General features: G+C 44.1%; 23 protein-coding genes and 2 riboswitches. Of the genes, 1 reads left to right on the top strand and 22 read right to left on the bottom strand.

The features are described 5' to 3' along the window. Positions 1-173 precede the first annotated feature (173 nt). The 4 genes from AM500_RS02125 to AM500_RS02110 form a co-directional block, all read right to left on the bottom strand. Entirely contained in the window at positions 174-1067 is an 894-nt protein-coding gene (locus tag AM500_RS02125) for a DUF6843 domain-containing protein (protein WP_053597724.1), read from the bottom strand. 234 nt (positions 1068-1301) lie between these two features. Continuing rightward, positions 1302-2615, bottom strand: a complete 1314-nt coding sequence (murA, locus tag AM500_RS02120; RefSeq protein WP_053597723.1) for a UDP-N-acetylglucosamine 1-carboxyvinyltransferase — start codon at positions 2613-2615, stop codon at positions 1302-1304. A 32-nt stretch (positions 2616-2647) separates the two neighbouring features. Continuing rightward, a complete protein-coding gene (locus tag AM500_RS02115; RefSeq protein WP_053597722.1) occupies positions 2648-3382 on the bottom strand; it encodes a YwmB family TATA-box binding protein in 735 nt (244 codons plus the stop codon). 503 nt (positions 3383-3885) lie between these two features. Next, complete coding sequence (locus AM500_RS02110) at positions 3886-4119, bottom strand: DUF1146 family protein (protein ID WP_053597721.1); 234 nt, start codon at positions 4117-4119, stop codon at positions 3886-3888. A 198-nt stretch (positions 4120-4317) separates the two neighbouring features. Here AM500_RS02110 and galU point away from each other — a divergent pair, with 198 nt between their 5' ends. Then, positions 4318-5187 carry a UTP--glucose-1-phosphate uridylyltransferase GalU gene (galU, locus tag AM500_RS02105; RefSeq protein WP_053597720.1) on the top strand — a complete coding sequence of 290 codons (870 nt, stop codon included), beginning with the start codon at positions 4318-4320 and terminating at the stop codon, positions 5185-5187. 206 nt (positions 5188-5393) lie between these two features. On the opposite strand, the gene nuoN is transcribed toward galU, so the two are convergent. The 18 genes from nuoN to atpG all read right to left on the bottom strand — a co-directional run bounded on the left by nuoN (position 5394) and on the right by atpG (position 23982). Then, positions 5394-6911 carry an NADH-quinone oxidoreductase subunit NuoN gene (gene nuoN / locus AM500_RS02100; protein WP_053597719.1) on the bottom strand — a complete coding sequence of 506 codons (1518 nt, stop codon included), beginning with the start codon at positions 6909-6911 and terminating at the stop codon, positions 5394-5396. 6 nt (positions 6912-6917) lie between these two features. After that, positions 6918-8438, bottom strand: a complete 1521-nt coding sequence (locus AM500_RS02095; RefSeq protein WP_053597718.1) for a complex I subunit 4 family protein — start codon at positions 8436-8438, stop codon at positions 6918-6920. Beyond that, positions 8438-10306 carry an NADH-quinone oxidoreductase subunit L gene (gene nuoL / locus AM500_RS02090; protein ID WP_053597717.1) on the bottom strand — a complete coding sequence of 623 codons (1869 nt, stop codon included), beginning with the start codon at positions 10304-10306 and terminating at the stop codon, positions 8438-8440. Before nuoL ends, AM500_RS02095 begins: the two co-directional genes overlap by 1 nt. Before the next feature lie 306 nt (positions 10307-10612). After that, positions 10613-10930 (bottom strand): NADH-quinone oxidoreductase subunit NuoK, encoded by a 318-nt coding sequence (gene nuoK / locus AM500_RS02085; protein WP_053597716.1) that lies wholly within the window; start codon positions 10928-10930, stop codon positions 10613-10615. Position 10931: 1 nt separating this feature from the next. After that, entirely contained in the window at positions 10932-11441 is a 510-nt protein-coding gene (locus AM500_RS02080) for an NADH-quinone oxidoreductase subunit J (RefSeq protein ID WP_053597715.1), read from the bottom strand. Then, entirely contained in the window at positions 11438-11857 is a 420-nt protein-coding gene (nuoI, locus tag AM500_RS02075) for an NADH-quinone oxidoreductase subunit NuoI (protein WP_043930033.1), read from the bottom strand. Before nuoI ends, AM500_RS02080 begins: the two co-directional genes overlap by 4 nt. A gap of 79 nt (positions 11858-11936) precedes the next feature. Beyond that, on the bottom strand, positions 11937-12947 hold the full coding sequence (nuoH, locus tag AM500_RS02070; protein WP_053597714.1) for an NADH-quinone oxidoreductase subunit NuoH: 1011 nt from the start codon (positions 12945-12947) through the stop codon (positions 11937-11939). Then, positions 12947-14047 (bottom strand): NADH-quinone oxidoreductase subunit D, encoded by a 1101-nt coding sequence (locus AM500_RS02065; RefSeq protein ID WP_053597713.1) that lies wholly within the window; start codon positions 14045-14047, stop codon positions 12947-12949. Before AM500_RS02065 ends, nuoH begins: the two co-directional genes overlap by 1 nt. Before the next feature lie 3 nt (positions 14048-14050). Beyond that, positions 14051-15205, bottom strand: coding sequence for an NADH-quinone oxidoreductase subunit C (locus AM500_RS02060; RefSeq protein WP_053597712.1), 1155 nt, complete (start codon positions 15203-15205; stop codon positions 14051-14053). A 3-nt stretch (positions 15206-15208) separates the two neighbouring features. Continuing rightward, entirely contained in the window at positions 15209-15721 is a 513-nt protein-coding gene (locus tag AM500_RS02055) for a NuoB/complex I 20 kDa subunit family protein (RefSeq protein ID WP_053597711.1), read from the bottom strand. Then, entirely contained in the window at positions 15712-16086 is a 375-nt protein-coding gene (locus tag AM500_RS02050; RefSeq protein ID WP_043930040.1) for an NADH-quinone oxidoreductase subunit A, read from the bottom strand. The genes AM500_RS02055 and AM500_RS02050 overlap by 10 nt, the downstream gene beginning before the upstream one ends. Before the next feature lie 58 nt (positions 16087-16144). Then, entirely contained in the window at positions 16145-16318 is a 174-nt protein-coding gene (locus AM500_RS25275; protein ID WP_156319722.1) for a hypothetical protein, read from the bottom strand. A gap of 203 nt (positions 16319-16521) precedes the next feature. Then, positions 16522-17343 carry a transglutaminase-like domain-containing protein gene (locus AM500_RS02045; RefSeq protein ID WP_082347099.1) on the bottom strand — a complete coding sequence of 274 codons (822 nt, stop codon included), beginning with the start codon at positions 17341-17343 and terminating at the stop codon, positions 16522-16524. 12 nt (positions 17344-17355) lie between these two features. Then, positions 17356-17443, bottom strand: a riboswitch (cyclic di-GMP riboswitch). Positions 17444-17541: 98 nt separating this feature from the next. After that, positions 17542-18231: a class D sortase gene (locus tag AM500_RS02040; protein WP_082347098.1), complete on the bottom strand. Its 690-nt coding sequence runs from the start codon at positions 18229-18231 to the stop codon at positions 17542-17544. Between the two features lie 65 nt (positions 18232-18296). Next, positions 18297-20585, bottom strand: a complete 2289-nt coding sequence (locus AM500_RS02035; RefSeq protein WP_053597708.1) for an LPXTG cell wall anchor domain-containing protein — start codon at positions 20583-20585, stop codon at positions 18297-18299. Positions 20586-20731: 146 nt separating this feature from the next. Continuing rightward, a riboswitch (cyclic di-GMP riboswitch) is annotated at positions 20732-20821 on the bottom strand. 233 nt (positions 20822-21054) lie between these two features. After that, entirely contained in the window at positions 21055-21462 is a 408-nt protein-coding gene (locus tag AM500_RS02030; protein WP_053597707.1) for a F0F1 ATP synthase subunit epsilon, read from the bottom strand. A gap of 19 nt (positions 21463-21481) precedes the next feature. Beyond that, positions 21482-22903: a F0F1 ATP synthase subunit beta gene (gene atpD, locus AM500_RS02025; protein WP_043930045.1), complete on the bottom strand. Its 1422-nt coding sequence runs from the start codon at positions 22901-22903 to the stop codon at positions 21482-21484. Between the two features lie 221 nt (positions 22904-23124). After that, a complete protein-coding gene (gene atpG, locus AM500_RS02020) occupies positions 23125-23982 on the bottom strand; it encodes an ATP synthase F1 subunit gamma (RefSeq protein ID WP_053597706.1) in 858 nt (285 codons plus the stop codon). Between the last annotated feature and the right edge of the window lie 194 nt (positions 23983-24176).

The raw sequence follows: 24176 nt of genomic DNA, 5'->3' as shown, positions 1-24176 counted from the left end.
AGTAAACGGCCGGCCACAACCGGCTGCGCTTCATTAAAACATATGGAGGTGGACAAGCAGATATGACTAAAGGTTAAGGTTTTCCATTTCACTGTTTCTCTTTTACAAGATTGCTTTATACAGACTCTATGGACAAAAAAGCGCCTGCCAAGTATTTGGCAGACGCGTATTTGCTAGTTTTGGGGATGGATGGAATATCCATAGTCAGTCATTTCTGCAAGTCCTTCTTTAAAGAGGATTTCCTCTATTTGCAGTTTTTCACCAAAATACTTTTTCCCATTTTCACGGAATACCTGACCGCATTTATTTGAGGTAACATACAAGGTTTCATAGGTGTATTCATAGCCATCTCCGCCGATAGCTTTCCTATCACCAACAGAGATACAGAGTTTCTCTATTTCCTCTTTATTTCCGCTTTCATCAACAAAATAATATTTGTCCTCTATTAAGGAACTGTCCAGTGGTTCCGCAGAGAGGCCGTAACCGGATTCATTAATAGTAATGATGTCATATCCATCACTTGTTTTTTCCAGTGGTGCGTTTTTTATGTCATGAACTACCTTAATTTCGCCTTCAAAACCTTTTGGAATCAAATAAGCATTATGTGTCCGCTCTTGAAACTTATTGACAATGCCCGGAACGGAAACAATCGCCGCAGCCGTAAAAACTCCGACACTTATGAAAGAAACCACTGGCTTCCAATTATATCTAATCTTCCAACCCGCCTGCTGCCATTCTGTAAAAAGGAAGAATAGGAAGGCAGAAGCAATTGAGTAGAAGGCCACTTCATCAATAAAAAATACAGGTGAGAGACCTACAGCAATATGGATTAAACCTGCAGCTGGGAACTGAAAAGCACCGAGCCTTTTTGTAAGGAAATCAGACAAATAGGATACTGGAATTGCCACAACCATATTGCCAATCATCGCTATAAGCAGCATAATACCAAAAACAAATATAGTCGATCCAACAGAACCTGAAAGGAAACCAGGTATTAAAAGTGTAATGATTCCAAGGGCCAAAGTAGTAAATAAAGCAGATTTTAGTTTAATAAAAAAATTCGTCATGGGCACTCACCTCTCTAACCCATTTTATCAAGATGCCCTCATCAATATTGTTACAATATAAAGAAACTTGAATAGTTCAACTTAAGTTTTTCTGTAATTTCCGCGCAAAAACCAAATACCAACATTTTTCAAGAAAAAATAAAAAGCCAAAGGGTAACTGTCAGACATCTGACAGCAAATCCCTTTGGCTTTCTAAAAATCAGTATACGATCGTACACTGTAAAGTTATTCAAATTAAGCGTTCATGTCGGAAACAAGCGGTTGTGTTTCTTCGGAAAATACTTCCTCAACTTCTTTAACACGCTCAATATCGGCACCTAATGCTGCCAGCTTTTCATGGAAATTTACATATCCACGGTCCAGATGCTTTAGTTCCGTAACACGCGTGACACCGTCCGCAACCAGGCCAGTTAAGATCAAAGCTGCTGCTGCGCGAAGGTCGGTTGCTGCTACTTCTGCACCCTGAAGGTTTGACTTTCCAGGAATGATGACAGAACGTCCCTCAATCTTTATTTCGGCATTCATGCGGCGGAATTCTTCCACATGCATAAAGCGATTTTCAAAGACTGTTTCAGTAATCATACTTGTTCCTTCAGCTCGAAGCAGCAATGCCATCATTTGCGATTGCATGTCTGTCGGGAATCCTGGATGAGGCATTGTCTTAATATCGATTGCCTTCAGCTTATCCGGGCCAATTACCCTTACGCCATCATCTTCTTCCATAATGGTGATGCCCATTTCCTCCATTTTCGCAATCAATGAGGACAAATGCTCTGGAACAGCGCCTTTGACAAGCACGTTCCCGCCTGTGATTGCTGCAGCTACCATGAATGTACCTGCTTCAATACGGTCAGGAATAATGGAGTGGTCTGCACCAAACAATACATCTACACCCTCGATTCGAATCGTTCCTGTACCAGCACCGATGACCTTTGCTCCCATTTTATTCAGGAGATTTGCAAGGTCTACAATTTCAGGTTCTTTTGCAACATTTTCAAGTATTGTTGTGCCTTCTGCGAGTGTTGCTGCCATCATGATGTTCTCAGTTGCACCGACACTTGGGAAATCCAGGTACACTCGAGCGCCTTTCAAGCGGCCCTCAACTTCTGCTTCAATAAAACCATTGCCAACCTTCACCTTGGCTCCCATTGCTTCAAAGCCCTTAAGATGCTGGTCAATCGGGCGTGAGCCAATTGCGCATCCACCAGGCAATGCCACACGGGCACGGCCATTGCGCGCAAGCAGCGAGCCCATGACTAAAACTGAAGCACGCATTTTCCTTACATACTCAAATGGTGCTTCCTCATTCAACTCTCTAGATGCATCTACTACAACTTGATTATCTTTAAAAACGACGTGTGCGTTTAGGTTGCGTAATACTTCGTTGATTGTATATACATCGGAGAGAGTAGGAACATCACGAATTATACTTCTTCCATCACTTGCCAATAGTGTTGCAGCGAGTACAGGCAGTACAGAATTTTTGGCACCTTCAACCTTAACTGTTCCATTCAGCCTATTTCCGCCGCGGACGATGATCTTTTCCAAGTGTATTCCCCTCCGCGTCCTAGTTCTCTATATTAATATTCAACCGTTATGATGGGGGTGCCGATTATCACAGTTGCATCTTTTCCCCCAGTCGAGCGGGCAGCGATTTGCACATTCATGCCATTTCCAAATGTATCGGGCAGATTTGGTGAAAAAGCCGATACTGAAATAAAATCATCTTCCCTGAGTGCCTCGGTTTCAGCGGCATTTAATCGTTCCAAAATACTAGTTACTTTTCCAGGTACAGCCTTATCTATTCTATCATTGAACTTGCCCTCGATACAAGAGAAAATTGACGGCTTGCCACGAAATATGTCGTTTATCCGTGCCGAAAATTTCTTGGATTGTAAAAAGGCAGCACTTTCCTCATTCCATTTTCCGCCGGTCACCTTATATATTATATACGCATTTGACTCTTGGGGTGTGCGGGTAGAAATTAATTGAAGGTATTCCTGGCCATAGACGGAAGGTGGAGATACTGCTGCAACTTCCCAAGTATGGCCTTTTGTGGAAATGGACCAGTCCCAATCGGGGAACATATCCTGCAATCCCTTGGCATACTCCTCCAATTCCCCGGGTGAATTGGAGACTTCAATATACTCCCGTGAATAAACCGACCACTCCTTAAAGCTTACACTTTCTGCTTCCAATACAGCGGCAAGTTTAATCAAATCCGGTGCACTGTCAGCTACAGTCGTTTTATTCCCAAGTTCCAACACGATAAAACCAATTATGGCAAATAATGATAAAGCTAATTTTATATTCATGCGTCCGCTCCCCTTCCCTTATTACCATTTTGGCCATGGAAGAGCGGTACATACATGGGAAATCTCGTCACTTTTAGACAATGCCTCTACTATGTACACCTGATGGTTTCATATAGATTCAGACAAATTTTAAAGATATCCCGTTTTAACTGGGAAGGCCTCCGGCATTTCGGAGCGCAGCTTTACCTCGTTCTGTTTGGAGATAGCAGATTTTCACTTCCAGTTTTCAGATCAATGTAGAATGCTTCGTTTTCTCCAACCTTAATCCCATTGTAAGGCGCATGAATTGTGTTTTAAATCACAATCTTGATTGTACTTAATAATCTTCCATTTGAACACATGAATGAAGACCTAAATATTTTCCAATTTTTAAACAATCCAAATCACTGCCTTCCTGAATATAGACGGGATTAGTTTAGTAAAGTTTCCCTTTAAAATTGGAAAAATCCGATTAGTAAGGCCCTATATCTACCGTATTTAATTCGCTAGAGCTTATCTGCATCTCAAAAGATATGTTGAAGCTGGCGGGATAAAAGGAGATAATCCAAAAAGAAATTGCTTACGGCCGATCCGATAACAATTGAAAGCATGATATAAAGAATTCGTGCTTGCAGCACTCTACCCGCTCGTAAAAGTTTGTCAAAGTTCAGTGCTTGCAATGCCCACCATGCCAATGCAATAAAAATTAGATGGGTAAAAATGCCCACAGCAGCCTCTGCTCCGAGTCCACCTATCATACATTTAATCCTCCTCAGTAAAAATCTTTATGCCCATTAAAGGGAATTTTTAGGATACTGTTAGTTGTCTGATTTGTTTTAATATGAAATAATCAACAATAGCCATTCTATTTCTATTGTAGGTATTTGATTTTTTTACGCAATTTATTTGAAGAAATTTGTTCTGTGTTCCAATTTAACTTGTGAAGGTGATTGATTATGAAAAAAGTAAGGAAAGCGATAATTCCTGCCGCTGGACTTGGTACACGTTTTTTGCCGGCGACAAAAGCTATGCCAAAAGAAATGCTCCCGATAGTCGATAAGCCGACCATTCAATATATCGTGGAAGAGGCAATTGATTCAGGAATTGAAGATATCATTATTGTAACAGGAAAAGGCAAACGATCGATAGAGGATCACTTTGATCATGCTTTCGAGCTGGAGCAAAACCTCCTTGAAAAGGAGAAATTTGATCTGTTAGAGAAGGTTCAAGCGTCAACCAACATGGTCGACATTCATTACATACGGCAAAAGGAGCCTAGGGGCCTTGGCCATGCTGTATGGTGTGCGAGGAACTTTATTGGCGATGAACCCTTCGCGGTTTTATTAGGAGACGATATTGTTCAGGCAGAGGTTCCATGCCTGAAGCAGCTTATGAATCAATACGACCAAACTCTTTCCTCTGTCATCGGGGTCCAACGCGTCCCGGAATCGGAAACTCACCGGTACGGAATCATTGACCCGATTGAGGAATACAATCGCCGCTATCAGGTAAGACAGTTTGTCGAAAAACCAAAGCTAGGTACTGCCCCATCCGACTTGGCGATTATCGGCCGCTATATCCTTACTCCGGAAATATTCATATTCCTGGATAAACAGGAGGTTGGCGCCGGCGGGGAAATCCAGCTTACCGATGCGATTCAAAACCTAAATGAAATTCAGCGGGTCTTTGCTTATGAATTCGAGGGGAAACGTTACGATGTCGGAGAAAAACTTGGCTTTATCGAAACAACTATTGAATTCGCCCTGCAAATGCCGGAATTGAGGGAAGATCTTCTGGCTTATATGAAAAGAAAACTTGAATCCTAATAATATACACAAATGGCCGGCTCATATGTGAGAGCCGGCCATTCCTATTGTTACCCTTCCTATTGTTACCCCTTTTGTTAAACCTCAGGGTGCAAAGCGTTTCCCAAGCACCTGCACCCTCTAATTGCAAAACCATAACCAGGGATCCCGGCTATCCCCTAAATATCCGGGCCTCATTGAAACTCCCCGTCAGATTTGTGCCATCCCTAGCTAAGGAAATCACTAAATCCATTAAAATATTCATGCAGGAAGTCGAGCGCTACATTCGGAAGCAGACCGAACAGGACGCTTCCTGCAACAGCTATTGCAATTGCAATAGACAATACAACCGGAGTTTTTATAGCAGATTCATCCTGGGCAGGCCGGAAGAACATCTGCGTTAAAATTCCGAAATAGTAAACATATGAAACCACTGTTGTGGCGATCATCACAGAAGCCAGTACATAATGCGGATTTACCGGGTCGACGAAGGTGCTCATAAATATATTCACCTTGCCAATGAAGCCTGCTGTTCCAGGGAATCCCGCCAAGGATAGAATCAGGATACCAAAAGCAACAGCGAGAAGCGGAGCTTTCTTATAAAGACCCGCAAACTCCTTCGTGTCCGTTGTACCTGTTTTTTCAGTTATCAGCTGGATAACGGCAAACGCCCCAACGTTCATGAAAACATAAGCGAGCAGATAGAACCATACAGCATCAAACATGAAATAGCTTAGTGTAGAAAAGGCTACGAGCACATAACCTGCATGAGCGATACTTGAGTATGCAAACAGCCGTTTAATATTCCGCTGCCTTAGAGCAACGACGTTTCCAATAATCATGGTTGCTCCTGCAAGGAAGGCAATATAATCCTGTAATTTTAACAGGAGCGGCATCGAGTTTGGCCCTTCGGAAGCAAGTACACCAAAAACAGATAGCATAATCCTGATAATAATGATGAACCCAGCAGTTTTTGAAACGACACTCAGGAATGCCGTTACTGGTGTTGGCGCGCCCTGATAAACATCAGGAGCCCACATATGATATGGAGCAGCCGCTATTTTGAACGACAGCCCTATAAAAATCATAAAGAAAGCGATTCCCAGCAAATAGATATGCTGCGAATCTGCAGCCATTTGCAGGACCCCAGCTATTTCCCTTAAATTAGTTGAACCAGACAATCCATAAACATAACTCATTCCGAATAACGTGATTGCTGTTGCAATACTGCCATTGATGACGTATTTCATTGCCGATTCATTGGAGTCCAGCCGGTTCTTGCGCATCCCGGCCAGGATATAAGACGAAATGGAAAGCGTTTCAAGGCCAACGAAGAGAGTGATTAAATCCCCGCTTGAAGCCATAATCATCGACCCTAGAAGCGCTGTCAGGAATAGATAGAAAAACTCTCCCTTGTATTCCTCAAAACCATCCTTTGGGTTGTACTGTATAGCCAAAAGCATAACAAGTGCGGAACCAATTAACAGGATAAACTTAAATGCCTTGGCAAATGAATCCAGCCTGAAAGTATCAGCAAGGATTGATGTAACTGGTGCATCAATCAGCCCTGCGAGCGAAATGGTTGCAGAAGCTATTGCCGCGATGGCTATCCAGCCAAATATCTTGCGGTCGTTCTCCTTTGGCATGAATAAATCAATAAGTGTCAGGAGTGCAGCGGTACCCAGGATAATAAACTCAGGCATCATTGCTCCCCATTCATATGATAGCAATTCATTGAGATCCATAGTGCATCAACCCCCCAGCCCAATCATGATAGTTTTAAGAGCCGATTGCAGCGGTGAGCCGAGTACACTTGGAAATACACCGATCAAGACAATCAGGAAAACCAGGGTCACTGCAGGTACAAATTCAACGCCCTTTAAATCAGAAACAGCCGTGAAATCCCGATGTGACTGCCCATAAGTCATGCCAAGGATGGCACGCAGCAAGTACGCAGCAGTCATGATAATGCCGATACAACCAATCGCTGCCAGTATAGGCATTTCTTCAAACAAGCCCAGGAAAGCCATGAATTCGCTAACGAATCCTGACATGCCAGGAAGGCCAAGCGACGCCATGCCAGCGGCAAGCAGAATTCCAGATGCAATCGGCATTCCCTTAGCTAGCCCGCCCATATTTCCGAGAAGCGATGTATCAAGCCGATCATAGAAGACCCCAACAAGGAAGAACAACAGTGCTGAAATCAATCCATGTGAGATTACCTGGAAAATAGCCCCCTGTATACCTGCTTCATTCAGTGCAGCTAGGCCAATCAAGACAATTCCCATATGAGAAATGGAGGAGTAAGCAAGCACCATTTTGAAGTCTTTTTGAATGAATGCCAGAAAAGCACCATACAGAAGATTTACTACTCCAAGAATAGCGATAATTACAGACAGCTCCTTGAACTGTTCAGGGAAAATTCCGAGCCCGAAACGGATTAAACCAAAGGCCCCAATTTTCAACAGAATACCCGAGTGAATCATGACAATTGCCGGTGGTGCTTGAACGTGTACTCTCAGCATCCAGCTGTGAAGAGGGACAATCGGAAGCTTAATGCCAAAGGCAACCAATAGTGCAATCAATAATCCCATCTTGGCGCCTTCGGATATCTCAGCAACCAATTCGGCATTAGGATTTGTCATGAGCTGCTGGAGAATTTCAACGTTTGTAGTACCTGTCCTTGCGAAAAGAACCATAATAACAATCAGCAAAATGGCTGAACCCAACCCATTATAAATCAAAAAGCTGTATGCTGCCTTTTCTTTTTCAAAATAGCCCCATTTCCCTATTAGGAAGAACATTGGAATTAGAGTCATTTCAAAGAAAAGGAAGAAAAGAATCAAATTTTGCGCTGTAAAGACACCTAACATGCCGAGTTCAAGCAGAAGGAACAGCATGTAATATCCTTTCAATTCCTTGTTTACCTTCCATGATGCAAGGGCTGCCAATGTTGCGACCACCGCTGTCAAAACGACCAAGAGCATGGAAAACCCGTCAATGGCGAGTTCATAGTAAACAGAAAAGAAATTCTCTTCCGAAGGACCGAATCCCCCGAATTGCAACCAGGGAATTCTTACCGAAAAGTCGGCCAAGTCCTTGCCCCAGAGGTAATGCAAGTATGTCCCTATTCCAATAATTAGTGGAGGAATTGTAGCCAGAAGGCCTACTATTTTAATCAGCTTCGCATTCGATTTCGCTATAAAGGCAAGAACTGCAATTCCCAATAGCGGGGAGAATACGAGAAGTGAAAGAACAAACGATAGATCCATTACAAGTACCCTCCTGTCAGGGCAAAGATGACTGTAAGTACAGCGAGCCCGATGAAGGCAACAGCAGCATATGTCTGCACTTGTCCAGACTGGAGCTTGGAGCCAATTTTACCTAAAGCCTGGATTGAACCAGTTACTAGGCTTGCCAACCCTTCTACTAAGAAAATATCAAGATAGCGGAAGAAATGGCTGACGGCCTTCGTTGAATTAACGACGGATAGTTGATAAAACTCATCGATATAATATTTTTTATAGAGAATCGTATGGAGCATAGGTGTACTGCTGCTTAACCAATCTCTCGAAATTGAACGCTTTCCGTACATGAGCCACGCAAGGAAAATCCCTGCCAGCGATACGAGCGTTGCAACCACCATAATCCATGCCGGCCCTTCAATATGTCCATGGCCAAGAGCTTCTGTACCTTCAGTCAGCCAATCACCCAGGAATGTACCGAACCAAGGGGTATTAACATAACCTGCTACAACAGCGAGGATGGCAAGGATAATCATAGGTCCTGTCATCGTGCCAGGAGACTCGTGAACATTTTTTGTCTTGGAGCGAGATTCTCCCCAGAAAACCATAAAGAACAAACGGAACATGTAGAATGCTGTAAAAAATGCGGCAATCACTGCCAATAAGAACAGAATAGGATGCCCCGCTTCCCAGGCAGCAATCAGGATTTCATCTTTACTGAAAAAGCCCGAGAATAGTGGAACCCCGCTGATTGCAAGCGTCCCGATTAGGAACAGAGGTCCTGTGATTCTAAGTTTTTTCCAAAGACCGCCCATTTCTTCAATATTCTGTGTGTGTACAGCATGGATGACACTTCCTGCAGCAAGGAACAGGAGTGCCTTAAAAAATGCGTGTGTCATCAAGTGAAAGACACCAGCCACATAACCTGCTGAACCAAGTGCAAGCATCATATAACCAAGCTGGCTGACCGTGGAATACGCAAGCACCCTTTTAATATCTTTTTGGACCAAACCGATACTTGCGGCAAAAATTGCTGTAAATGCACCGATAACAGCGACAGTCAGCATAGCCGTTTCACTGGCATTAAACAGCGGGAACAAAGCTGCAACAAGATAGACACCAGCCGCAACCATTGTGGCTGCATGAATCAATGCAGATACAGGAGTCGGACCTTCCATCGCATCCGGAAGCCATGTGTGGAGTGGGAACTGACCTGATTTTCCCATAGCTCCAACGAAAATTAGAATTGCAATTAAAGTCAGCATCCCGGCTTTAATAGCTCCGCTTTCTACTACTGCAAAAATTTCATCGTATTCAAAGCTGCCAGTTTCCCAGAATAATAGAATCATACCGATCAACAGACCAACATCGCCTATCCTGGTCATAATGAAGGCCTTTTTGGCAGCTGCTCTCGCTTCCTCCTTAAAGAAGTAAAAGCCAATTAACAAGAATGAACCCAGGCCTACTAATTCCCAGAAGAAGTAGGTTTGCAGGAGGTTCGGCGAAATAACAAGGCCCAGCATGGCAAAGGTAAACAAGCCAAGGTAGGCATAGAAAACTGGAATTCGCTCATCGCCGTGCATGTATCCCTTTGAATAAATATGTACGAGACAGCTAACGAGCGACACAATAAGCAGCATCAATGCATTCAGTTGGTTCACTTCAAATCCCGCTGTTAATTGAATATTATCCCCTATTGTAAGCCAGGTTGCCTCCGATTTATATGTAGGCTCCGTAAACCGTTCAAAGAGGACAAGCAAAGACATGGCAAGCGTTGCCAGAGTCAGCCCAATCCCTACATAGGCGCTTGTCTCTTTAAGACGTTTTCCGAATAGAAGAAGAATCAAAAATGATAAAAGCGGGAAAAGCGGTATGATCCATGCATTTTCCATCAATACACTATCCCCTTTTTAAACGCGCGTTCATTTAGCAATAGTCTCTGTCAGCGCGCCTGATTGAGCCTGTTTAAAGGCTCCCGCAGGAATTGCCCCTGCGTTTACTGTCGCCACCCGTGCACCCTTCTAGTATGGGTACACGATGGGATTCATGTGCTTAAGCGGACACGGGCGCTTCCGCTTTTAGTTTTATCCAGCTGCAGCGCCCAGCGTCTAGTGTCCTTCGGTCCCCCAGTGGAAGTCAAAGAACGACTTCCTCTTCTGACCCTCCAGCGCTTGTCGGGGCTAATCACGGCACTTTCACTTTTAATGTTTCAGTGTGTCCATTTCGTCTACATTGACTGTTTTCTTATTTCTGTATAGAGAGATGAGGATCGCAAGCCCTACAGCAACCTCAGCCGCTGCGATCGCCATTGCAAACAGGGCGAAAATCTGCCCGTCAATGGAAGGGGTCATTCCATATTTGCTGAAAGTCACAAGATTAATATTGACTGCATTCAGCATTAGTTCTATCGAAATAAGCACAATAATCGTATTTCTTTTTGTGAGGGCGCCGAACAATCCAATGCTAAATAAAATCAAGGCTAAAGCAAGGAAGGCAGATGCCGGTACTCCGGAACTCATTTTATTCGCCCTCCTTGTTATCTTTTTTCGCGAGGATAATTGCTCCGACTAGTGCAACTAGCAAGACAACCGAAACGAGTTCAAACGGAATAATGAATCTCGAATAAAGCGCCATTCCAATTTGTTCGGTATTGTTTTCGTGGAGTGCAATTGGACCTGGATTTAAGTCAAGGTTATAGATGCCCGCATATACCACAGCTGCAAACGCTGCTACTCCCAAAAAGACAAGGATATTACGCCAGCGCCCTGTTTGGTGCTCACTGTCAAGGTCATGCCGGGTAAGCATTATTCCAAAAAGCATGATGATCGTAATGGCACCGGAATAAACGAGCACTTGCACAGCAGCGATGAACTCAGCCGAAAGCAGAATATATATTCCCGCAATGCTGACAAATGTAAAGACGAGAGCGACAACCATATGGACGACATTGTTCAGGTTCAATAAGAGGACGCCACCGATAACTGCCACTAACGCCAGCCCCATAAAGGCAAGAAATTCTCCTGTAATCATGGCTTATTCACCTTCCGAACATTCTCGTCATTTTCATCCAGCCATTCAAGATTTTTAAAAAGGAAATCGCGGCTGTATTCGGCCAGCTCAAAATTATTGGTCATGATAATGGCTTCGGTCGGACATACCTCTGTGCATAGGTCGCAGAGGATACAAATTTCGAAGTTGATGTCGTACGTATCAATGACTTTTCCCTTTTTGGTTGGATCTGGATGCTTTTTCCCTGTCAATTGAATGCAATCTGTCGGGCATATATTGGCACATTGATTGCAGACGATGCATTTTTCCGGATAAAACTTTTGAATTCCCCTGAACCGGTCAGGCAATGGCAGCGGTTCATTAGGATAATCGTACGTGACCTTTTCTCGGGTCAGGTTTTTCAGGGTATATTTTAAGCCTTTTGCCAATCCAAGCATGTTTTCACCCCTTTAATTCAATCATGTAATAGCAAGCCAACTGATGCACTATAATTCTCAATTGTTTGTTTCTGTCTTTCTAGAAAAGTTCAAAAAGTTCTTTAATAAGCGCAGTAAGGAACACGTTTGCCAGTGCAACTGGCAGAAGAACCTTCCATCCAAATTCCATTAATTTATCGGCACGGAAACGAGGGAATGTTGACCTGAACCAGATTAGGATAAAGATTATTAAACTGAATTTAAGTGAAAACCAGACTGCCCCCGGAATGAAATCAAGAATACCTAACGGCGGTAACCAGCCTCCCAAGAACAAAACTGTTGTAAGAGCTGCCATTCCAAACATATACACATATTCCGCCAGCATGAAAAATGCCCATCGGAATCCTGAGTATTCGACATGGAAGCCGGCAATAATTTCGGATTCCCCTTCTGGAAGGTCGAACGGAACACGATTTAATTCTGCAACGGATGCTATCAGGAAGACAATAAATGCGATTGGCTGAAGGATGATATACCAGCCATTTCTTTGAGCATCCACTATGTCGTTCATGTTCAGGCTGCCAGTAAGGAGGACGATGCCAAGAACCGACATGACTAGAGGGATTTCATAGGAAATCATCTGGGCTGCCGCCCTCATCCCGCCGAGTAATGCGTATTTGTTGTTGGATGCCCATCCGCCGATGAGGACACCAAAAGTAGTCAAACCGGACACCGCTATATAATAGAGAAGCCCGACGCCGATATCGGCGAACTGAAATGCTTCTGTAAACGGTATTGCCGCAAGGACCATGAAAGACGGAGCGAATGCGATGACAGGAGCCAGTATAAATAAAGGTCTGTCTGCCGCCTTCGGAATAATGTCTTCCTTAAGTAAAAGCTTTAATACGTCGGCTACTGTCTGGAGCAAGCCCCAACGTCCGCCAACCTGGTTTGGGCCATGGCGCATTTGCATGAACCCCATGACTTTCCGTTCCGCAAGAATTCCATATGTTACGAAGCCGAGGACAACTAGCAGGAACACTGTTGTCAGAAGGAAAAAGATCGCAAAGTTGGCAAGTCCCGGTGTCGAGGTAAGCAAATTTTGTATCATTATCCATCCACCTCCCCGAGGACAATATCAATAGCCCCCAGAATTGCAATCATATTCGCCATATTTTCACCGATCAGGAGCTTCGGTAAAATTTGGAGGTTATAGAAAGATGGCCTCCTGAACTTCAGGCGGTAAGGCTCCTTTTTCCCATCACTCGCAATATAGCAGCCAATTTCTCCACGCGGCGATTCAATTCTGACATAAGCTTCGCCCTTTGGCGCCTTGATGATTTTCGGCACTTTGGCGAGGATCTCCCCTTCTTGTGGAAATTGTTCACAAGCTTGTTCAAGGATTTTCAAGGATTCCTCGATTTCCCTGGTGCGAACGTGGTAACGTGCCCACGCATCTCCGCCTTCCTCGGTTATAACATCAAAATTAAAACGGTTGTAAATTGAGTACGGTTCATCCTTGCGCAAATCATATTTAACACCAGTGCATCGAAGGTTTGGCCCTGTCAACGAATACTGAATTGCAGTTTCCTTTGAGTAGCGGCCGACCCCTTTAACCCTGTTCATGAAAATTTCATTGCCGGTAACAAGCTGATGATAGCCTTTAAGCTGTTCTCTCATATAGGGAATGAACTCCTGGACTTTTTCAATCCAGCCTTCAGGTGCATCCCATTTGACTCCGCCAACACGCATGTAATTAAACGTCAGACGCCCGCCGGAGAGTTCATTCAGCAAATTGATAATCATTTCACGTTCTCTGAATGCATAAATGAATGGGCTTGTGGCCCCCAGGTCAAGCAAATACGTTCCCCACCATACAAGGTGGCTGGCGACCCGGTTAAGCTCCATTGCGATAACCCGAAGGAAGTCAGCCCGTTCAGGTACCTGAATGCCCATCATCGTTTCAACAGCATGGCAGATAACATAGTTATTGGTCATCGAAGAAATGTAATCCATCCGGTCTGTATAAGGAATGATTTGGGTATATTGCAGATTTTCAGCAATCTTCTCCGTTCCTCGATGAAGATACCCGATGACCGGCTGTGCATCTGTAATGATTTCCCCATCAATCTTTACAACAAGCCTGAAAACACCATGGGTACTAGGATGCTGAGGCCCTACATTCAGCAGCATTTCTTCAGTTCGTATCATAGGTTACACCTCCACGTCGTACTGCTCGTAGTCTTTTCTAAGTGGATGGCCTACCCAATCATCTCCCAGGAGAATCCGATGCAGTTTCGGATGCCCTGTAAATGTAATCCCCAGCAAATCGTATGCTTCACATTCTGGCCAGTTTGCACCTGCCCATAATGGGTGCAGGGATTCGATTGTTGGCTCGTCACGATTAATCTTAACTTTCAGTGCCACAGATTGGCGATTTTTGTATGAGTACAAATGAACATACAGTTCCATATGTGTTTCAAAGTCGGCCCCATGCAACTCCGATAAATAATCAAAGCTAAGTTGTTCATTGAATTTAAGGAATTGCGCAACCTTGAAGTAGGTTTCCGGTTTGGCAACAAGGGTTGGAACATCCTTTGAAAGTTTATTAATATAGGAATCTTCCAGAACATCCGCTCCAAGGTTCTCCTCAATTACCTTTACATACTTATCAAGATAAGGTTTATTAGGGGATGGAGCTGCTTGTGCCGCTTCTTCCTTTTCTCCACCGCTTTTGGCTGTTGCTGCAGCGCGTGCCTTGGCAGCCGCCGTGGCTTTCGCTTTAGCCGCTGCAATCGCTTTCGCCTTCTCATCAGCACCATCAGGTTCAGCTGCACCTGTGCCGGCTTGTTTCGCTTGTGCCGCAGCCTTTGCCTTTGCCGCTGCTGCGGCCTTTGCTTTTGCTGCTGCAATTGCCTTTGCTTTTTCATCACCTGCCGCAGCGCCGGTTCCATCACTGCCAGCCTGCTTTGCTTTTGCTGCTGCCTTTGCTGCTGCGGCCGCCTTAGCCTTTGTTGCCGCGGCTGCCTTTTTCTTGGCTAAATCCTGGTCATCACTTTGCACTGGTTCTACGTCTGGTTTTGGCTGTGCTCCTTGAGGAAGCTCATTGCCGGTTCCAGCTTCCCGTCTTTGTTTTGCTAATGCTGCTGCCTTTGCCTTTGCAGCGGCCGCTGCTTTCTTTTTTTCCAATTCTGCATCAGCAGATATTGATTCTGGCTTTTCAGTCTTTGCTGGTGGTTCATTATGTACATGCACATCGGCCCCGGAGGCCTCCTGTGCTGCTTTTGCCGCCCGTTTTGCGGCAGCTGCGGCCTTTGCCTTCTCGACCGCTTCCTTTTTTAATTGTTCGAGATCCTTCTCACCGCTCATCGGTTAGATCACCTTCTTCCCCGTCTTCGCCTCGTATCGAATTTTCTCTTTCAGTTTATTAATTCCATAAATCAAGGCTGCCGGATTTGGTGGGCAGCCGGGAATATAAACATCCACCGGAACAATTTGATCCACACCTTTTACAACAGAATACGAATTTACATAGGGTCCTCCGGCAGTGGCGCAAGAACCCATTGCAATCACCCATTTTGGTTCAGGCATTTGGTCATAGAGCCGTCTGACAATCGGGGCCATTTTTTTCGTTACAGTTCCAGATACAATCATGACATCCGACTGCCGAGGAGAATTCCGGAAAAAGGATCCAAATCGGTCAAGGTCATAATTTGCTGCTCCCACGCCCATCATTTCTATCGCGCAGCAAGCAAGCCCGAAGGTCATTGGGTAAAGGGAATTGCTCCTGGCCCAGGCCTTCACTTGTTCAAGAGTAGTCATAAAGACGTTCCGCTTCATTTCTTCCATTTCTATTGGTGATATATTGTCCAATTTTAGTTCCATTTCAGCACCTTCTTCTTCCATGCATAAACAAGCCCTAGTACAAGCATCAATGCGAAAATGAGCATTTCGATCAATGCAAAGATACCGAGCTTATCATAGGCTACCGCCCAAGGATACAAAAATACTGTTTCCACATCGAAAATAACAAACATCAGGGCGAAAATATAATAGCGGACATTGAATTGCACTCGTGAATCGTGAAACGGCTCAATCCCGCTTTCATATGTAGTATACTTCGCGTCGCTTGGCTTGTGCGGACGCAGAAGCTTCCCCAGAAACAGTGCCACAATTGGCAGCAAAACCCCGAGACACAGAAACACAAAAACTATCAGATAATTATTCTGATATACATTCAGCAGATCCATGCCTATCCCCTCCAATGTTGTAGAATTTTCACACTTGTTAAACATGTAACCGAATTCATTATAGCATTGTTGCATTTCTGTGTCGATAAAGCCAGGAAGAAAAAGAGCATTCGACTTCTTCCCCTTTCTCTCTATTTTGATAAATTTCTTCAGCCCCTGACCTAATTCGCGAATTTCCCTTCATCCCGGTTGCCATGGCACCACCACGCAGCGTATTTTGATCAATAATCAATTACACACCGCCGTTCCGCCGGCGTTTAAGCCGTTCTATCCCTACTATATGTATTCAGTACAGGCCTTTTTAATATCTACTTAGTTTATTGTCTATCCATACAAGTTTTGCTGACATTCACTGCTATTGATCTCCCGGGTGCCTGTTCAGGCTAAAAAACCGCCTGATTGTTGGTGAACACAATCGTTCAGGCGGAGATCTTTCTAATATTCATACTGTTTCTTGTAATCGGACGCTTTCTTATAGATGGATTTACCGGAATTTTTAGTAGCTGCATCAACAGTGGTATCAATAATGACCCATTTCTTCAGCTCTTTGATATAAACCTCGTTCCACGCATGCAATCCTTTTGCATTTGTGGAATAGCCGGTAACGAGCTTTGCAGGAATTCCCTGGCTCCTGAGCATCGAGCCGAACAGGGCTGCATAATCGTAGCAAATCCCTTTCTTACTCTTATAAGTGGTATTAATATTTGGCAAATATCCACTTTTCACATTACGGTACTTTTCATAATCATATTTCACATTGCGCGCAACATAGTTTTGGATTGACCTCACCTTGTCCTCGGTCCTTGTCTTTCCCTTTACAAGCTTTGTTGCAGTCTTAATGGGTGACATGGATCTTGTCCACTTTACATTCTGGACGGATTGCAGAAACACAGTTTTAGAATCTTTCAGTTTGAGGGTTACCTTTTTTGAGGTTGCTGATTTATAGTAATTTCCTTTTGTGTGTTCAAAAACGGTTACGGTGTATTCACCATTTTTCATTTGCAGCGGGAACTGTGTAAGGGTACCGTTATTCGGCAGATTGTAATAATACGTTTTTCCGTTCTTAGTAATCCCTACTTTTGCCTTTTTACCGGATTTGGTTTTGAAGCCTACAGAGATAATTCCCTTGGCAAGAGACTTAGTGTTGATTGTGGCTTCATTCTTTGTTTGAGAAGTGGAAAGGGCGGCCTGTGCAACAGTCGATTCGAGTGGCAGAAATAACAAAAGAACAACCAGCAGACTTAAAAATTGGCGCAAAAAAACTCTCCTTTCGGTAGCCAGGCTGCCTATCCTTAATTCCGGTGAAGGCCCTATAGCTTTGCGTCCCTGCTTTTCAGCAGGTTTGCCGTTTCGTAAAAGAGTCATTCTATTCTCTTTGTCTATTATTATAACTGAGCAAACACCATATATCTACAATTTTCTTGAATAATTTCCCAGATTGAAAAGGTTGTCGACTTAAGGAACCAGCCTTGCATGGATAATCAATCGGTGAGTAGCTTTGTCAACTGGATCACAGGTAATCAAGGTCAATAATTGGTCTTCACCATTTCTCTTTAAGACAGATGTATCATCCGGAGAAACGATGGAGGTATTGAAAATAGTATACTTGAATGTCTGATTCCGGTCCTTGATTACTATTGTGTCATCTTCCTCCAGCTCTCCAAGTCTGTTGAACATCCTGCCGAAGGTCCTGCTTCTATGAGCGGCAATTGCGGCATTCCCTATCTCCCCGGGATAGTCAGTCCCCGTGAGATGACCGGCTCCATACTTCATATTTTCCCGGGAGGCACCTTTAAGGATAGGGAGCCTGACACCTATTTTCTCAATTTCTATCGTCCCCAATATTTGTGGTTTTTCCGCTTCAGCTTTCTTTTCAGTTTTCTTATCCGATTGCACAGATTGCTCCTGAGCCGATGTATCCGCTGCTAGAGCAGGGGCTTCCGTCAATGCCTCCGAGAAGATATCAGTAAGCTGGCTAAAGCTGTTTATTGCCTCCTTCGCTTCCAGAAAACCATTCTCTCCATTTTCCCAATCTCGTATCATCTTTTGTTGAAGATAATCGATGTACAGGTTTTTTCCAGAGGGGTAGCAGATTATTGTCAGGCCTGAGAAAATCAAAAGGAATGCCAATGCTCTTTTCATCATTCTTCCCTCATTTCAATCTATTACTTAATAAAAAGAGGGAGAAACAGTTCTCCCTCTACATACACCTATTTTGCAGGATTCCTCCTCAAAGTTCGGAGCATTCCTCCTCCTGTAAGGCAAAGGAGTAACCCAGCCAGGTAAAAGCCAATTGAACTATTCTCACCGGTTTGCGGCAATTCCCCGCCAACTCCTCCTACTCCACCTTGAGGGTTGTCATCCGAAATGATCAGCCCTTCTGATGGAACACTTGGTGATACCGGGCCGCCTGGCACTGCAGGTTCTTCAATTATCACACCGCCACCGTCATCTGGCTCATCACATTTTAGCTTGATTGTTATTTTATTTCCGTTAAAGACTAATTCTGATTCATTCAGTTCCGAGAGAAGGATGGTGTAGTGTTCTCCTTCAATTGTTACCATCAGTCCTTCTACATCCTCTTTTTCGATATCTTTTAGTTTAAGAAGCAAAGTCTGCAAGTCTCCATCAACATTAAAGTCTACTGTTCCTCCGTCTTTCAAAAGGAGAGCTGCCTTCTCAATCAAACCAATACAGTTTCCAAGAATAACTTCAACATTCAATTCTACTGGCTCCTCAATCGGTGGCTGTTCGGTCTCACAGTCCACCTTGATAACTATGGTTCCGTTATCCTTTACTTCTTCCGTCACATTTGGATCTGATAGGAGGTATGTTTTTATCTTATCTGCCGCCTTCACTTTCACACCCTTAATAACATCTAAGCTTATTTTTTCCAATTGCATTACCAAATCCATCAGGGAAGTATATTCCAACTCCCTGCCATCAGCTAGCAGCAGCCATGCTTTGTCCACCATCCCGATACAATCATTAATAATCAGCTCCACTTTTATTCGTTCAGGCTGCTCGACTGGGGGTGCTTTTGGACAGTCAATCGTAATAACAATCATGCCGTTTTCCTTAACCTTTACCTTAACGTTTTGGTCTGAAAGCAAGTAGGTTATTAACTCTTCGCCTACTTTCACTTTAATACCCTTGAGGTCTCCATTGTCGATGCCCTCGAGCTTAAGGATACCGGTGAACGAAGGAAACTCCACTTCTTTATTGTCTGCTAAAATGAGCCACGCCTTATCTACTATTCCAAAACAATCTCTCAGAACCAACTTAATTTTGGTTGCTTCAGGCTTTTCGGTAGGGGGTTCATCCGACTTACACTCTATTTTAAAAACAATTGTCCCGTTTTTGTTTTTGGGAGATTCGACTACTACTTCCTCTTTCTCAAAAATAAGTTCTTTACCATCCTTTAGGACAACACCCACCTTGTCGATATCATCAAGAGTTATATCCTCAAGTTCAATTACGTTCTTTTCAAGGTTGATTCTAGTGCCATCGTTAAGAATGAAGAAGGCATAATTAACAAGTGGCATGCAGCCTTTAATAAAATTCACTTTGAATTTGGCTGGCTTGTCCTTTTCAACAGGAGGGTTTTCACCGCTTTCTGGAGGGGTTGCTTCTTTACAGTCAATCTTGAATACAACTGTTCCATTTTCATTTTTAGGGGAGTCTACTAAAACGTCTTCCCTTTCAAATACAAGCACTGTCCCGCTTTTTAGGACAACCCCAACCTTATCAATATCCTTTGTTTCAACATCCTTTAAAGTAATAATATACTTATCTAGTATTATTTTTTTCCCATCTGTCAGGATGAAGAAAGCATGGTCCGCCAATGGCATACAACCCTTGATTAAGTTGACTTTATATTTATTAGTTTTGCTGTTTCCGTTGTCCCCTCCATTCCCAGGTAGATTATCTCCATCCCCAGGAGGGTTGCTGTCGCCCGGTGGATTATCTCCTTCGCCCGGAGGGTTGCTGCCTTCCGGAGGATTATCTCCTTTTCCTGGCGGTTTCTCTCCATCACCCGGTGGGGTTGTTCCTTCTTCCGGAGGGCCTTCCTCCCCTTTTGGAGGATCAATATTTTTATAATAAAAAGCAATATGGCTAATTCCTTTATTATTCGGTGCAGTTAAGCCTTTCCCTGATGTTGCCCCTTCTGGATATGGAGTTTCTATGCCGCCTCTTCCTCCTTTTACATACACAAAGTAAACAGGAATGTTGGAGGTCCAAGATACCGCTTTAGCTTCCTTTTTCTTTCCATTTTTTTCAAACTTCAAATTGAGTTCCAGGTTTCCCCCATGATGCTTATAAACACCATCCTTCCAGGACTCTGAATCGACCTTAAACATTTCATAACCTTCCTTAGGCTGCGCAGCTCCTCCATTATTTTTATTGTTGGCTGAAGCTGCCCCATTTGGAAGTAGGTTAAAAATCATAAGCAATACTAAGAAAAGTAGTGATGTGATTTTATATGTTTTTCTTTTCAAAGACAGTCCCCTCTTTCTTTATTCTTTAGTTATATTCCGAATATTCAGTCTAATTTTGAGACACCTCCCCCAGAATGTTCATTATTCCAAATGGCATTAGCCATTATGGACCTATTAAAAACAACAAAAAGCTGCCAGAAATGAGTCCTGGCAGCTGGACGACCATGATCAAGTTACTGATTACAGGTTCCTAGGCTTTGCGCCCCATCCTTTCAGATGGTTTGCCTTTTTCAAAATGTATTGGGATAAGTTTTATGGAGTTGCTCCTGTTGTCTTATTTGTTACAATATTTGAGATACCCGGCCAAACTCATGAATAAACCATTTTAGAAAAAATAATACAAATAAACTATTTTTTACCATTACCTAAATTCCCATATAAATAATAAAATTTTTGCGAAGCTAAAAAAGGCTGATTACAGAAGCCGCCGCTTTTGGACGACTCTGTAATCAGCCTTCGTTATCTACTCTTATAATCTTCTTTCAGCAACACTCAAACGGTTGATAGCCCTTTGCAAAGCAAGCTCAGCCCGTCTGAAGTCGACGTTTTCCTGCTGGCGCTCTCTGAGCCGCTGTTCAGCACGCTCTTTCGCACGCACAGCACGCTCCACATCAATGGCACTGGACTGTTCAGCAGCCTGGGCCAGAATTGTTACCTGGTCTGGACGGACTTCAAGGAATCCACCGCTTACTGCAACAAATTCGGTTTTTCCATCCTTTTTCATCCTTACAGCACCAATTTCCAGCGGAGCAACCATTGGAATATGGCCGGGAAGGACTCCCAGTTCACCGCTCTGGGCCTTCGTGCTGACCATCTCAACATCAGATTCATATACCGGGCCATCGGGAGTTACAACACTGACTTTAATCGTCCTCATTTTTCACCCTCCTGGCTGGTTAAACCTCTACACCCATGCGTTTTGCTGCTTCAACAACATCTTCAATGCGGCCGACAAGGCGGAACGCATCTTCAGGAAGATGATCGTATTTGCCGTCAAGGATTTCTCGGAAGCCTTTAACTGTTTCTTTAACTGGTACATATGATCCAGGCTGGCCAGTGAACTGCTCAGCAACGTGGAAGTTTTGTGACAGGAAGTTTTGAACACGACGTGCGCGGTGTACAACAAGCTTGTCATCATCACCGAGTTCGTCCATACCAAGGATTGCAATGATATCTTGCAGTTCCCTATAACGCTGCAGAGTTTGCTGTACCTGGCGGGCAACTTCATAGTGCTCTTCACCAACAATTGATGGCGACAAGGCACGGGAAGTCGAAGCAAGCGGATCCACCGCTGGATAAATACCCATTTCGGAAAGCTTACGCTCAAGGTTCGTTGTTGCATCCAAGTGGGCGAAAGTAGTAGCCGGAGCCGGGTCTGTATAGTCGTCGGCTGGTACATAAATTGCCTGAATGGATGTAACTGAACCTTTGTTTGTAGATGTAATACGCTCTTGAAGGCGTCCCATCTCTGTTGCAAGCGTCGGCTGGTAACCAACCGCTGAAGGCATACGGCCAAGCAAAGCAGATACTTCGGAACCCGCCTGAGTGAAACGGAAGATATTATCCATGAAGAACAGTACATCCTGGCCTTGCTCATCACGGAAGAATTCAGCCATTGTCAAACCAGTCAGGGCAACACGCATACGCGCACCTGGAGGCTCGTTCATCTGGCCAAATACCATCGCTGTTTGTTTAATAACGCCTGAGTCCGTCATTTCGTGGTATAGGTCGTTACCCTCACGAGTACGCTCCCCAACACCTGCGAATACGGAGATACCACTGTGCTCCTGGGCAATATTATTAATCAATTCCTGAATTAGAACCGTCTTACCTACACCCGCACCACCGAAAAGACCAATTTTCCCACCTTTGATATATGGCGCAAGAAGGTCTACAACCTTAATGCCGGTTTCAAGAATTTCAACCTCTGTAGAAAGCTGATCAAAAGTAGGCGCTTCACGGTGGATGGAATCCCTGCGTGCACTTTGAGGAACGTCCTCTTTAAGATCGATTGTCTGGCCAAGCACGTTAAATACACGGCCTAGTGTTACATCACCAACGGGAACAGAAATAGGCGCTCCAGTGTCGGTAACTTCGATGCCGCGAGTAAGGCCATCAGTTGAAGCCATTGCAATTGCGCGGACAGTATCATCACCCAAATGAAGGGCAACTTCCAATGTCAGATGGATATCCACTTCTGATTCGTTGCGCGCTTTGGAATTAATAGTTAATGCATTATAGATTTCCGGAAGTTTACCGCTTTCGAACTTTACGTCAACAACCGGACCCATAACTTGCAGGACGTGTCCTGTGTTCATCGTTTTCCCTCCTATCGTTAGAAAAACCGGCTAGCTGTTTAGCCCTCGTTTTTCTTTTGCGTTAGAAAAGTACGAACTGATACTTTCCTATTTGCGATAATCCGAAAGCCGGAATTAAAGTTTCATTCCAGGCGCTTTAAAAAGGCGGGAGAACGGCGGGGAAACCCCGCATCACTACCCGGCCTATTACATCCTTCCCAATAGAGGAAGAAAACCTTTATCTACTCCAACGCGGATGCCCCGCCGACGATCTCGGTAATTTCCTGAGTAATCGCGGCCTGGCGTGCACGGTTATATGTCAAACTGTAAGAACTGATCAATTCATGGGCGTTATCTGTCGCGTTCCTCATCGCTGTCATCCTTGCAGCATGCTCGCTTGCTTTAGAGTCTAGAAGAGCTCCATAAATCAAGCTTTCTGCATATTGTGGAAGGAGAACGTCCAGAATCTCTTCAGCATTGGGTTCGAATTCATAGGATGTAAGCTTTGATGATGCTGCAATATCCGTCAGCGGCAGTAACTTTTTATGAGTAACATCCTGTGAAATTGCACTTACATAATGGCTATAGTACATATGAAGTTCATCGAATGTACCATCAGAGAACATTCCGACTGTATTGCTGGCAATTTCTTTAATATCATCGAATGACGGCTGATCCGAAATTCCGACAATATCCAGCACAACGTTCATGCCCCTTTTCAAAAAGAAGTCGCGGCCCACCCGGCCTATAGCAATAATTCCGAACTCATCGTTGGATTTATGGCGCTCCTGGATGGCCTGAAGGCTTTGACGCAAAATATTGCTGTTGAATGCCCCGGCAAGGCCCCTATCAGAAGTGATAACTAGATAGCCGGTCTTTTTTACCGGGCGATGCTGAAGCATTGGATGATTTGAATCCTTGCTGCCAACAGCGATGGAAGCTGTTACTTCCTGGATTTTCTCCATATATGGGACAAATGATTTTGCATTGGTCACACCCCGGTTCCACTTAGCAGCAGATACCATCTCCATTGCTTTGGTGATTTGGCTTGTCTTTTTTGTGGAGTTTATCCGGGATTTTATATCGCGTAATGATGCCACTCTTCTCTCACCACCCTTTTCTCAAAGTTCGGCGCGGGGGCATACTCCCCCGGGCCTTTTTGTGTTGGAGAATAATAATTAAAATGCATGGCCTAAACGGCCGCTTCCGCACTTCATTGTCCGGCTGCAGCGGCCAGCGCCTCGTGTCCTTCGGGTCCCCTCAGTACGATAAGTCAACATCGAATCGCCCTTTA

Origin of the sequence: Bacillus sp. FJAT-18017 (assembly GCF_001278805.1) — a bacterium.
Classification (GTDB): Bacteria; Bacillota; Bacilli; order Bacillales; family Cytobacillaceae; genus Bacillus_D.
Note: the sequence above shows the minus strand (reverse complement) of the source record. Positions and strands in the feature narration are given on the sequence as shown.